General features: G+C 38.5%; 12 protein-coding genes. 8 read left to right on the top strand and 4 right to left on the bottom strand.

The window, feature by feature from the left end; translation table 11 throughout:
* Window positions 1-312 precede the first annotated feature (312 nt).
* Window positions 313-1,410 (top strand): DNA-processing protein DprA, encoded by a 1,098-nt coding sequence (gene dprA, locus JWR23_RS15415; protein WP_299517130.1) that lies wholly within the window; start codon window positions 313-315, stop codon window positions 1,408-1,410.
* Window positions 1,411-1,833: 423 nt separating this feature from the next.
* On the top strand, window positions 1,834-2,325 hold the full coding sequence (locus tag JWR23_RS15410) for a gamma-glutamylcyclotransferase family protein (RefSeq protein ID WP_299517129.1): 492 nt from the start codon (window positions 1,834-1,836) through the stop codon (window positions 2,323-2,325).
* Between the two features lie 53 nt (window positions 2,326-2,378).
* On the opposite strand, the gene mdh is transcribed toward JWR23_RS15410, so the two are convergent.
* A complete protein-coding gene (gene mdh, locus JWR23_RS15405; RefSeq protein WP_299517128.1) occupies window positions 2,379-3,317 on the bottom strand; it encodes a malate dehydrogenase in 939 nt (312 codons plus the stop codon).
* A 404-nt stretch (window positions 3,318-3,721) separates the two neighbouring features.
* On the opposite strand from mdh, the gene JWR23_RS15400 reads away from it, so the two are divergent.
* On the top strand, window positions 3,722-4,732 hold the full coding sequence (locus tag JWR23_RS15400) for a glutamine synthetase beta-grasp domain-containing protein (protein ID WP_299517126.1): 1,011 nt from the start codon (window positions 3,722-3,724) through the stop codon (window positions 4,730-4,732).
* Between the two features lie 35 nt (window positions 4,733-4,767).
* Here the strand turns inward: JWR23_RS15400 and JWR23_RS15395 are convergent, their stop codons facing one another.
* Window positions 4,768-5,181 (bottom strand): gamma-glutamylcyclotransferase, encoded by a 414-nt coding sequence (locus JWR23_RS15395; RefSeq protein WP_299517124.1) that lies wholly within the window; start codon window positions 5,179-5,181, stop codon window positions 4,768-4,770.
* A 68-nt stretch (window positions 5,182-5,249) separates the two neighbouring features.
* On the opposite strand from JWR23_RS15395, the gene JWR23_RS15390 reads away from it, so the two are divergent.
* The 4 genes from JWR23_RS15390 to JWR23_RS15375 all read left to right on the top strand — a co-directional run bounded on the left by JWR23_RS15390 (window position 5,250) and on the right by JWR23_RS15375 (window position 9,784).
* The gene (locus JWR23_RS15390; protein WP_299517122.1) at window positions 5,250-6,608 is read left to right on the top strand and encodes a glutamine synthetase family protein; all 1,359 of its coding nucleotides are present in this window, start codon (window positions 5,250-5,252) and stop codon (window positions 6,606-6,608) included.
* A 67-nt stretch (window positions 6,609-6,675) separates the two neighbouring features.
* Complete coding sequence (locus JWR23_RS15385; RefSeq protein ID WP_299517121.1) at window positions 6,676-7,713, top strand: hypothetical protein; 1,038 nt, start codon at window positions 6,676-6,678, stop codon at window positions 7,711-7,713.
* Window positions 7,714-7,842: 129 nt separating this feature from the next.
* Window positions 7,843-8,706, top strand: coding sequence for an HAD-IIA family hydrolase (locus JWR23_RS15380; RefSeq protein ID WP_299517120.1), 864 nt, complete (start codon window positions 7,843-7,845; stop codon window positions 8,704-8,706).
* 10 nt (window positions 8,707-8,716) lie between these two features.
* On the top strand, window positions 8,717-9,784 hold the full coding sequence (locus tag JWR23_RS15375) for an aldose epimerase family protein (protein ID WP_299517118.1): 1,068 nt from the start codon (window positions 8,717-8,719) through the stop codon (window positions 9,782-9,784).
* Here JWR23_RS15375 and JWR23_RS15370 read toward each other — a convergent pair.
* A complete protein-coding gene (locus JWR23_RS15370) occupies window positions 9,781-10,356 on the bottom strand; it encodes a nucleotidyltransferase family protein (RefSeq protein WP_299517116.1) in 576 nt (191 codons plus the stop codon). The genes JWR23_RS15375 and JWR23_RS15370 overlap by 4 nt on opposite strands.
* Window positions 10,353-11,501: an XdhC family protein gene (locus JWR23_RS15365; RefSeq protein ID WP_299517114.1), complete on the bottom strand. Its 1,149-nt coding sequence runs from the start codon at window positions 11,499-11,501 to the stop codon at window positions 10,353-10,355. The genes JWR23_RS15370 and JWR23_RS15365 overlap by 4 nt, the downstream gene beginning before the upstream one ends.
* A gap of 144 nt (window positions 11,502-11,645) precedes the next feature.
* Here JWR23_RS15365 and JWR23_RS15360 point away from each other — a divergent pair.
* Window positions 11,646-12,101 (top strand): radical SAM protein (locus JWR23_RS15360; RefSeq protein WP_299517112.1); only part of this gene is annotated, 456 nt, incomplete at its 3' end.

Here is a 12,101-nt window from a genome sequence, read left to right as displayed (position 1 = left end):
TATTATTTTTTTAGTTTTTGAAAAAATAAAATAATTGCATAGCGCGCCGTCTACTCACCCGATCATCGCTACGCTCGATCACCCTGTCTTCGGCAAGCCGTAAAGAGGGTTTTGTACTCGGTGGGCTAAAGATTTGTCAACTTTTAAAAAGTTGACAAATCTATTTTTAATAAGCAACCCTCTTTCCCGCTTGCGGAAGAGAGAGTCGCGCACGAAGTGCCGCGGGGTGAGTAATCACCGTCATCCCAATAAAAAAATAACTTTGCTAAAAATTATAGCAAGTTTTTTCTATTTTAGATGCTTATAAAATATATGTCTGTACTCCATCAAATAGCTTTAACTTTTTTAAAAAACATTGGTCCGGCCATAGGCAAATTATTAGTTAGCCATTTAGGCAGTGCCGAAGCCGTATTTAATGCACCAAAGCATAAACTGCTTGATGTGCCCGGTATTGGAGATAAAACCATAAGAGAACTTAATTTTGATGATGCCCTGCAAAAGGCAGCCGATGAAATAAAGTTTGTAGAGAAGAATGGGATAGAAGTGATTTTTTACACCGATAAACGCTATCCCAAACGATTGAAAAACTGCTTTGATTCGCCTATACTATTATATAGTAAAGGTAATGCCGATTTGAACGCACGCCGCATTATCAGCATAGTAGGCACCCGCAATGCTACCGATTATGGCAGGTACCTTTGCGCGCAATTAATTGAAGAGCTGCAGCAATATGATGTTTTAGTAGTAAGCGGCCTGGCCCTGGGGATTGATGTAACGGCTCATAGAGAATGCCTGAAAAATAATGTAACCACAGTAGGGGTATTGGGCCATGGTTTAGACAGGATATATCCATCGCAAAATAAAGGAACCGCTGATAAGATGCTGGAGCATGGCGGGTTATTAACAGAGTATCCTTCAAATACTATCCCCGGCAGGGAGAACTTTCCGCAGCGTAACCGTATTGTGGCCGGCATTGCCGATGCTACTATTGTTATTGAAGCCAGCATAAAAGGCGGCGCGTTAATAACTGCCGAAATTGCCAATTCATATAACAGGGATGTATTCGCTTTTCCGGGTAGGATGGATGATGTATATTCTGAGGGGTGTAACTTTTTAATCAGAAACAACAAAGCCGCGCTGCTTACCTGCGTTGCCGACCTTGCGTACAGCCTTGGATGGGAAAAGCCTGATAACACTAAACCGGTTGAACAATTTATGCTGCCTTTAGATCTATCGGCCGAGGAACGTACCATATTTGATATTATCCAACAGCATAAAGCACCATTGGCAATTGATGACCTCACCATAAAAATCAATATGCCCATGAGCCAGCTGGCCATGAACCTGTTAAATATGGAAATGCAGGGTTTTATACGGAGCTTACCGGGTAAGATGTACCGCGTTAATTAATAAAGCCGCCGTATAAACGGCGTAGCCCCATGAAAAGACAAGATATAATTTACATTAATTATATGCCCGCCAGGGTCGCCCGCAGAGGGTTTGAGTCACTGTTTCAGGTAAAAAAAAGTGTTTCACATCAGGTGTTTCACCCTGTTTTTGCAAAAATCCATAAAATAGCATAAAGCGCTAATTGTTAGATATTTATATCGTTTGATCTAAAGCTTTTGTACTGTTTCAAAGTGTTTCACACATTTTGTCAAATTTCTATAAATCAATGGGTTAACCTAAAAGAGTGTTTCATGTGTTTCATTTATTTGTGAAACACTGCATTACTTATTTGAGTCTGGATTTTGCACTTTGGGCTGAACCACATTTTGTAAATACTATTCCATCTAACAAAACGTTCAAATTATTGTCTACCTACCAAAAGCTATGATACTATTTGCATATGCCGGCAATATGAATGTAGAGAAGTTTGCTAAAACTGTTCCCTCTGCAAAGAAACTTGGTGTTGCTAAACTGCTGGGATATAACTTTGCTTTTAACAGTACCGGCGATGATGAATCGGCTAAAGCAAATGTGGTAAAGTCTTCTGATCCGGATGCCATAGTATGGGGTGTTTTAATAAAATACAACGACGATGAGCGATCTGATTTTTATGACCCAACCTGGAGTACAACACTAAAGCTGGAGCCGGTACTATGCTTTGATATGGATAGTAATATTTACCATGCCGAAGTATTTGTAACGCAACCACATGCTATTACTACGCACCTTTTGCCTTATGACTGGTATCATAATAAAATATTGAAACTGGCAAAAAATGCAGATCTTCCTGCGCATTATATTAGTCAGATAGCTATCATGCCTTACAAAACTGATCCCGACGAGGTACGCAGGCAAAGAAGATTAAAGAAACCATAACAAAAAAGGCCCCCACCGAAGATGGAAGCCGTTAATATTTAACAGGGTTAATATTATATCAGGTTGCTATCGGCCAATACCTGGTTCATAGCACGTACAGCATCGGCACTTTTGTTAAAAGAAGCCTGCTCATCGGTAGTTAATTTAAAGTCGACGATCTTTTCCCATCCGCCTTTTCCTAAAATTACAGGAACAACTAACGAGATATCTTTTTGGCCATACTCACCATCTAAAGCTACACCGCATGATAATAGTTTTTTCTGGTCGCGTACAATTGCTTCAACCATAAACGCGGTACCGGCACCCGGTGCATACCAGGCAGATGTACCAATTAACTTAGTTAAAGTAGCACCGCCAACCATGGTGTCAGCAACAACCTTATCCTGTTGCTCTTTGCTTAAAAACTGAGTAACAGGTATGCTGTTCCAGGTTGCATGATTAATCAACGGGATCATAGTGGTATCCCCATGACCGCCAATAACAACCGCGTTAAGATCAGCAGGAGAGCAACCCAGTTCCTGGCTCAGGTAATATTTAAACCTTGCAGAATCTAAAGCGCCACCCATACCTATAATACGGTTCTTAGGTAAGCCTGATGTTTTCAGCGTTAGGTAATTCATGGTATCCATCGGGTTTGAAACCACAATGATGATGGTATTTGGCGAATGTTTTAAAATGTTTTCGGTAACACTTTTTACAATGTTAGCATTGGTGCCAATCAGCTCCTCGCGGGTCATGCCCGGTTTACGTGGCAGTCCCGAGGTTATAATAACAACTTCCGAATCGGCAGTTGCAGCATAATCATTAGTAACACCTTTTATTTTGGTATCAAACTCTAATAGGGCAGAGGTTTGCATCATATCGATAGCCTTACCTTCGGCAAAACCTTCGCGTATGTCTAATAAAATAAGTTCTTCTGCTAATTCTTTTCTTGCGATGTTATCCGCACATGTAGCGCCAACAGCTCCGGCACCAACAACTGTTATTTTCATAATATTTTATATTTTATAAGAAGGAATTAAATTGCTTGCAATTTTAAGAAAAAATTATAAAATACTGTCTTCACATTGTTAAAATAGCATTAAATCTCAATTAATACTCATTCAGCTATAAATATATCAGCTTTTTCTTTAGCTGATATCAGCAGATAATGTTATTGTTTAACAGTTAAATTTTTAATGAAATTAGCAAAAACATACTATTTGCATTTTTTACGGCTTTATTTTGCTGTTTTTATTGTCATTAAAGTGCTTTTTTTAAACATTTTTAATTTTTTTTCTATTTTTTTGATAAAATTTGCAAAAAATAGAATTTTTAATATAAATTTGCTTGCATATACCTAAGCATTGTAGTGAAACGTATTATCTGAATCAAACTTTACAAAATATAATTAAACATGGCAACAAAACTCGAGTACATTTGGCTTGATGGATACAAACCAACACAAAGCCTTCGTAGCAAAACAAAAATTGAAAAAGATTTCAGCGGTAAATTAGAAGATTGCCCGCTTTGGAGCTTTGATGGTTCATCAACCGAGCAGGCACCAGGTGGTTCATCTGATTGCGTTTTGAAACCGGTATTTATTTGTAAGGACCCGCAAAGAAAAGATGCTTACTTAGTAATGTGCGAAGTTCTTGATTCAAAAGGTGTAGCACATGAGTCTAACGGCCGTGCGCTTATCCAGGATGATGATAATGATTTCTGGTTTGGTTTTGAGCAGGAATATTTCCTGTGGGATCCAAAAACAGATAAACCTCTTGGTTTCCCGGCTGGTGGTTATCCGGGTCCGCAAGGCCCTTACTATTGTTCAGTAGGTGCTAACAATGCTTATGGTCGCGAAATTGTTGAAGAACACTTAGACGTATGTTTAGAAGCTGGTTTGAACGTTGAAGGTATCAACGCCGAAGTTGCTGCCGGACAATGGGAATTCCAAATATTCTCTAAAGGTGCTAAAGATGCTGGCGACCAAATTTGGGTTGCACGTTATTTACTGGAAAGAATTGGCGAAAGCTATGGCGTTGCCATTAACTGGCATTGCAAACCATTAGGTACTTTAGATTGGAATGGTTCTGGCATGCACGCCAACTTCTCGAACACTACTTTACGTACTGCAAACAGCAAAGCTAAGTTTGAAGCTATCTGCGAAGCTTTCCGTCCTGCGGTTGCTGAGTGTGTTGCCGTATATGGTGCGCATAACGAGTTACGTTTAACCGGTAAACACGAAACTGCATCTATAACTGATTTTAGCTATGGTGTGTCAGATCGTGGTGCTTCTATCCGTATCCCGCTTTATACTGTTGATCATGACTGGAGTGGTTACTTAGAAGATCGTCGCCCTAATTCGGCTGCAGATCCATATAAAGTAGCTGCAGTTATTATTAAAACTGTAAAAACAGCTAAAGTTTAATATTTAACTATTAACTATACTTAAAAGCGATGGGTTTACTCATCGCTTTTTTTGTTTAGATACTCCAGGTAATCTCCTGATTTGATCTGCTTCAATCCATCAACAGGCAGATTGTATAAATATACCCAGCAATCTATAGCGCCATTTGTACTTTCAACTTGTAACAACTCACGGATAAATAAATTAGGCTGGTGCTGATCGGTGCCAAATCCTTCGTAATCATCCAATATTTTTAATGCTTCTTCAGGATAGTTTAATTGGTAAATACTACCGGTTACATCATGCGTACCATTGGTATCGATAATCGCCCCGGGGTATTCTCCAATATCATACAACTTTCCTTTAAATTTACCCGTACTATGCAAATGGGCATTGCAGCTTAAGTATACAGCAAATTCATTGCCGGCATTTAATAATGAACCATAAACAAACAATAATTCATTTATCATCTTTAAATATAAAATTTTAAGCTAGTATAACTATCTTGCTTAATATTGAATGATTTTTTACCTATATCATGAACGAACATCAAATTACAGCATATTTACAAGAAAACAATAGTCAAAAAATAAAATTCGCGTTTGCAGATATTGATGGCGTTTTGCGTGGAAAGCTAATTCATCCCAAAAAATTCATAGACGGTTTGCAAAGTGGTTATGGTTTTTGTGATGTAGTATTTGGCTGGGATAGCAGTGATGTTTGTTATGATAATGTACAGCTAACCGGCTGGCATACCGGTTATCCGGATAAGCCTTGCCATATTGATCTGTCCACCTTTCGTACGGTGCCGTGGCAGGAAAATATTCCGTTTTTTTTAGGTGATTTTAGTGATCCTGATGGTAATGGGTTGGCTGCCTGTCCACGCAGTTTGTTAAAGCGTATTACCAAACAATGCGAGGAAATGGGTTTTCATCCGGAATTCGCGCAGGAGTTTGAATGGTTCAATTTCAAAGAAACACCTCAAAGCTTGCAGGATAAAAATTTCACTAAGTTACAATCGCTAACTCCGGGCATGTTTGGCTATTCTATACTGCGTACATCTGAAAATAATGAATTTTTTAATGATCTGTTTAATCTATTAGCGCAATTCAATATCCCGTTAGAGGGTTTGCATACCGAAACCGGTCCGGGTGTTTATGAAGCGGCAATACTGCATACGCATGTTTTAGAAGCTGCAGACAGGGCAGTGCTTTTAAAAACCGCTGTAAAGGAAATTGCTTATAAACATGGCATCATAGCCACCTTTATGGCTAAATGGAATGAGAACTTACCGGGATGCGGCGGCCATATCCATCAAAGTTTATGGAACAAGGATCAATCTGAAAATTTGTTCTATAATGGCAGCGATACCAATAAAATGAGCGATCTGCATAAGCAATATTTAGCAGGGCAATTATATTGCCTGCCGCATATATTGCCAATGTATGCGCCAACTATAAATAGCTATAAACGTTTAATAGAGGGCGCATGGGCGCCAACAACCATTACCTGGGCCGTTGAAAACAGGACTACGGCTTTCCGTGTATTAAATTCATCAGAAGCTTATACACGGTTAGAAACTCGCATACCGGGCGCCGATACCAACCCATACCTGGCTATGGCTGCCGCGCTGGCATCTGGTTTATATGGTATTAAAAATAAACTGAGTTTAGATATACCACAAACTATTGGCAATGGTTATCAAAATGCGGCCAACGGTAAAATTGCGTCAAATCTTTATGATGCTACTATGGACATGAAGAACTCGGCCATTGCTAAAGAAATATTAGGAAATGATTTTGTTGAGCACTTTACACAAACCCGTTTATGGGAATGCAAGCAATTTGCTAAAAGTGTAACAGATTGGGAGCTGAAAAGATATTTTGAGATAATTTAGATCATATTAATAGCATAGTTGAGACTGTGTTATATCTTTGCGGTCCTTTGAATAATATATAACCCGAATGGACTATTCTATAATTATAAAAAAAGCGTGGGAAGGATATGATGCTTCAAAAAGTATTAAAAACATTGAAGATATCAGTGCGATGGTTTCTACAAACCGGGTATTCAGGATAACTTTTGATGACGACGATATAATTATTGCCAAGCTATCCTATTTTGGCAAGTACGAATATTTTAAAGAAGATCACCGCATAATACATAGTTTATCAAATAACCTGCTTTATCCTTTTGAAAATTTCCTGGCAAAATCATTATTAAAAAACAACCGGGTATACATATATCATTATAAATACAGAAAAACAGATGCCTGGGTAGTTTTTTATAACCCCACCCGCATATTTGACCGTATGCCTAAAAGGTTGGATGAGTATCATATCCGTAAGTTGGGCCAGCAAGTGGGTAAGTTTCATAAAGCTTGTGCCCGCATAAAGAATGTATTGCCAAAATCATCCAAAACGCTACGTACTGATATTTACTCGCTGATGCACCAGTTAGAGGTGAACGAAAAGCAATTTGGTACAGCCATGCAGGTTGATTTTTTGAAATACCATTGCGAAACATTCCTGCGTAACCGCTCTAAATATAACATGAGCTCGTTCGAGATCATCCCGGTTTTTATTGATTGGAACATAGGTAATTTTTCTGTAGATGCTAATTTAAATCTTTATTCGAGATGGGATTATGATTGGTTCCGGATGAGTTACCGGATACTTGATTTTTATTTTTTAAGCAGGGTAGTATCTGATGTGGGCGACCGTACTGTGTTTAGTTATGGTATTAAAACACTAACTGAAGATCGCTTTATAACATTTTTGGAAGAATATCACCAAATAAATCCTTTAACTGCTAATGAAATTAGATTTTTAAAAGAAGCTTATCGTTTTTTTATTTTAAATTATGTCATCAAAGATGGTAAGTACTTTTTTAGCGAACAGTATGCAAAAAAATTACAGGGAGAAGCTTTTGATATTTATCTTCCATCTGTCGACAGGGACTTTGATGCAGAGAAAATTATTAAAGCATTGAATTTAGAATAGGAAGCTGTGAGTAGTAAATGATGAGTGGTTTGATAAGAAATTCTATATTTGAATAGCTGTTCATCATGTTAATTTATAAAGTATTAATAGTAACCATTCACCACTCACTATTCACCACTCACCGCTCACATGCAACGCATTGATAATTTTAAAACTATAATTGATAAGTATAATGTTATCTTTTTTGATGCTTATGGGGTGATAAAAAATCACCAGGGATTAGTGCCCGGTATTGAAAAAACTTTTGAATATCTTAAAGAACAGCAAAAGGAATATTATATAGTTACCAATGATGCCTCACGCAGCCCGGCCCAATTGGCAGCATCTTACCATAAAATGGGTCTGCATGCTATAACACCCGGTCGTATTATATCATCGGGTATGTTAACCAAAGAGTATCTTGATCTTAAAGTTGAGGATGGAATTGTAGCTTATTTAGGTACAGAAGATTCCGCACATTATATTGAAAGTTCAGGCTTGCATACTATACCGGTAAATCAAATAAGCAGCAGTAATATTGATAGGGTAAACGCCCTGATATTTTTAGATGATGAGGGTTTTGACTGGCGCAGTGATTTAAATATTGCTGTTAATTTATTGCGTAAGCGCACTATTCCGGTTATTGTAGCTAATACAGATCTTGCTTATCCTGTTACGCTAAATGATGTAGCCATTGCCATTGGCGGGCTTGCATCATTGATAGAGAATATTGTTGGTAAGAAGTTTATCCGTTTTGGGAAACCTGATTCGCAGATGTTCATGTTTGCTTATGACCTGATACGTGATTACCGGCCTATCAGCAAAAAAGAAATAGTGATGGTAGGTGATACCTTACATACAGATATTATAGGTGGTAATAAGTTTGGCCTGGATACCGTACTGGTATTGTCTGGCAATACCTTAGCACAGGATGTTGATACACGGATCACTGCAACCGGCATAGTGCCTACCTATATCTGCGAATCGGCAGTTGTAGAGAAGGATATGTTTTAATTTAATTGTCATGGCATATAATCCAACTGCTATAAAATTACCTGATGCATCAGCATTTGAAAGAAAAATAACCGGCAGGCAAACCAATTTATACGTGCTTCAGAATAATGCAGGTATGCAGGTAGCTATTACAAACTTTGGTGGTTATTTAGTAGGTGCGTTGGTTCCTGATAAAAAGGGAAAACTAACCAGTGTGATAATAGGGTTTGATAATATAGAAGGGTTGCTTAAACAAGAAAGCTATTATGGCGCTACTATAGGCAGGTATGGAAACAGGATAGCAGACGGTAAGTTTACTTTAGAGGGAAAAGAATATCGTTTGTTTGTAAACAATGGCCCTAATAGTTTACATGGTGGTAAATATAACTTCAGTTACAGGGTTTGGGAAGCAAATCAAATTGATGCAAAAACTGTAACATTAGAATATTTATCGGAAGATATGGAAGAGGGGTACCCGGGTAATTTAAAAGTAAAAATAACCTATCAGCTTACTGATGATAACGCGATAACAATAACTTACGAAGCTACTACAGATAAAACCACAATAGTTAATTTAACTAATCATGCTTATTTTAACTTAAACGGCGAGGGTAATGAAGATATATTAAACCATGTAATGCAAATAGCTGCCGATAATTATACGCCTGTTAATAATACAATGATCCCAACAGGAAAAATAGAACCCGTTAAAGGCACGCCGTTTGATTTTACAAACCCGGAAAGGATAGGGAAGAGGATTAAGGCAGATAACGAGCAGCTAAAATTTGGTAATGGTTATGATCATAATTTTGTATTAAACAAACGCGGGGCACATTCGCCTGCTGCAACGGTAACGGGCGATAAAAGCGGCATTAAACTGGAAGTATATACAGACCAACCGGGCATGCAGTTTTATACCGGAAATTTTATGCCGGGTACCAACATTTTAAGAGGGGGTGTAAAAGACAAGATGTGCACTGCTTTTGCTATGGAAACACAACATTTCCCGGATTCACCTAATCAGCCTCATTTTCCCTCAACAGTTTTAAAACCGGGAGAGATTTATAAAACTCAAACTACTTATAAGTTTTCTGTTTAGTTACTTAGTTGATCGTAATCGGCAATAGTATCAATATCAATAGCGCCCAGAGGAAAGGGAATTTCAATAACAGCATTGGGGTGGCCAAGCATTATTTTTTTAGCGCCTTCATGCCCTGAAAGTGAAAGCAGATCCTGGAAAAATAAACGGTCAAACAATGCCGGCGGGCCGATCGTGTTATTATAAGCGCTTGCAATTATTTTATTTGGCAATGCTTTTTGTATCAGCTGATTAATAATGGATGCATCAACATAAGGTTGATCGCAAAGCATTAAAACTATGGATGTTAATTGTGGCGCAGTTTTTTGCAGCTCGCTTATTCCGCAACATATTGATGAAGCCATACCTTCTTCCCAGGCATCATTAAAGAAAACATGAACAGGCAGGTCTGTTATAGTTAATTGCAGCGCCTCTGCATTTGCACCCAATACAATAGCAACTGTATCGCAATCAGCAGCCAGCGCAGATTGTATTGCCCGTTGCATCAGGGTTTGCCCCTGGTACTGTAAGGCTTGTTTAGCCGTACCTAACCTGCTCGATGAGCCGGCGGCAAGTATAATGATACCCGTCATAAGGCTTGTTGAATTATTTGATCGGATTTACGGTCATGAATAAAATCTTTATCCCGTAAGGAAACTCCCGAGCTTTTTTTCAATACCGCCTGTATTTCTGCCAAAATAGATAATGCTATTTCATCTGCGTTTTCAGAACCTATATCTAATCCGGCAGGGCCATATACACTTTCTAATTGAGATAGGATAACTTCTATGCCGTCTTCTTTCAAATCGTCAAGCATTCTATGCAGGCGCTTTTTAGGACCCAATGCCCCAACATAGGTAAGGCGAAGCGGAAGTAACTGACGCAATATGGCAAGGTCATAGTTGTAATTATGGGTCATTAGCATTACTACGGTGCGTTCATCAATTGTTAAATGAACAAGTGCCTGTTCCGGTTTTGCCGTTATGACTTTTTTTGCGAGCGGAAAACGTTCGGGTACAGCATAATTTGCCCTGCCGTCTATCAATGTAACATGCCAGCCCAAATTAGCAGATAAATTTATTAACGGAATTGCATCATTACCGGCGCCAAATATCACCAGCGATACCGCAGGCTGTAATAGCTCAATAAAGCAGGTAAACTCGTCGTTATATAAATATGTTTTGGTTATGGAGTTGCCATTTATAAGAACGTCTTTAGCATCGGTTAATATGGCTTGCCGTATAATATCGTTAGGAAACGGGGCCTCAATAAATTCATTTTCGGTTAGTAATAAACAAGTCCCCGGCTGTGCCGCTTTTTTATCTTTTAAAGAAAATAGGGTAGCTATTATAACCGGGCGCCTTTTACTTAAAAATAATTTGAATAGGTTAATTGGATTGTCCTGTTTTTCAGGAGATATAGGCTCTATCAATATATGGATAATTCCGTTGCAGCCTAAGCCTACACCAAACTTGGCATCGTCATCGTCGGTAGTGTCATAAGTAACAAGCATGGGTTTGTTCTTTACCATCACCAGTCTTGCCTTTCTTAGTGCATCACCCTCTAAACAGCCGCCGCTTATGGCACCGGTAAGTTGTCCATCTTCGGTTATCAGCATACGTGCTCCGGCGTGGCGGTATGATGAACCTTCTACATGCACCACGGTAGCTAAAGCCGTTTGCTTACCCGCTGTGTTGGCCTTATCAAAAGCATTTACAATGTCCTGTAGTTCTTTCATCGATGTTTCAACAAATATAATTGAATGTTATTGTATCGGTAGTAAAACGTAAATCACAATTTTGATATAAAACGACAATTAAAAAACATTGTAATAAATTGTAATATTTACTTTTACATAAATATCATCTTATAGGAGGATAAATTGATAACAGATAATCACGGCAGAAGAGTTAATTACCTGCGCCTGGCTGTAACAGACAGGTGTAATCTGCGTTGTTTTTATTGTATGCCCGAAGATGGTCTTAACTGGCTATCACGAGCCGAATTGATGAGCTACGAGGAAATGCTACGCAGCTGTGCCTTGCTGGTAAAGATGGGTATTGAAAAGATACGTATTACCGGCGGCGAGCCTTTTGTACGCAAGGATATTATGAAATTACTATCCGGCTTATCAAAACTTGATGGATTAAAAGAACTTAGCATGACCACTAATGGGGTATTAACGGCCCCCCATGTCGCTGAAATGAAAGCGTTGGGTATAAAGTCGGTTAATTTGAGTTTGGATACTTTAGATGCTAACAGGTTTTTTACCATTACCCGCCGTGATGAATTTGCAAAAGTTATGGCAACTTTAGACGAGTTGTTAAAACACGATATA

The organism is Mucilaginibacter sp. (genome assembly GCF_028288205.1).
GTDB lineage: Bacteria > Bacteroidota > Bacteroidia > Sphingobacteriales > Sphingobacteriaceae > Mucilaginibacter.
Note: the sequence above shows the minus strand (reverse complement) of the source record. Positions and strands in the feature narration are given on the sequence as shown.

Bases quoted from the DNA above. Each gene is read 5' to 3' on its own strand.
- dprA (WP_299517130.1), top strand. From the start codon at position 313: ATGTCTGTACTCCATCAAATAGCTTTAACTTTTTTAAAAAACATTGGT.
- JWR23_RS15410 (WP_299517129.1), top strand. From the start codon at position 1,834: ATGATACTATTTGCATATGCCGGCAATATGAATGTAGAGAAGTTTGCT.
- mdh (WP_299517128.1), bottom strand. From the start codon at position 3,317: ATGAAAATAACAGTTGTTGGTGCCGGAGCTGTTGGCGCTACATGTGCG.
- JWR23_RS15400 (WP_299517126.1), top strand. From the start codon at position 3,722: ATGGCAACAAAACTCGAGTACATTTGGCTTGATGGATACAAACCAACA.
- JWR23_RS15395 (WP_299517124.1), bottom strand. From the start codon at position 5,181: ATGATAAATGAATTATTGTTTGTTTATGGTTCATTATTAAATGCCGGC.
- JWR23_RS15390 (WP_299517122.1), top strand. From the start codon at position 5,250: ATGAACGAACATCAAATTACAGCATATTTACAAGAAAACAATAGTCAA.
- JWR23_RS15385 (WP_299517121.1), top strand. From the start codon at position 6,676: ATGGACTATTCTATAATTATAAAAAAAGCGTGGGAAGGATATGATGCT.
- JWR23_RS15380 (WP_299517120.1), top strand. From the start codon at position 7,843: ATGCAACGCATTGATAATTTTAAAACTATAATTGATAAGTATAATGTT.
- JWR23_RS15375 (WP_299517118.1), top strand. From the start codon at position 8,717: ATGGCATATAATCCAACTGCTATAAAATTACCTGATGCATCAGCATTT.
- JWR23_RS15370 (WP_299517116.1), bottom strand. From the start codon at position 10,356: ATGACGGGTATCATTATACTTGCCGCCGGCTCATCGAGCAGGTTAGGT.
- JWR23_RS15365 (WP_299517114.1), bottom strand. From the start codon at position 11,501: ATGAAAGAACTACAGGACATTGTAAATGCTTTTGATAAGGCCAACACA.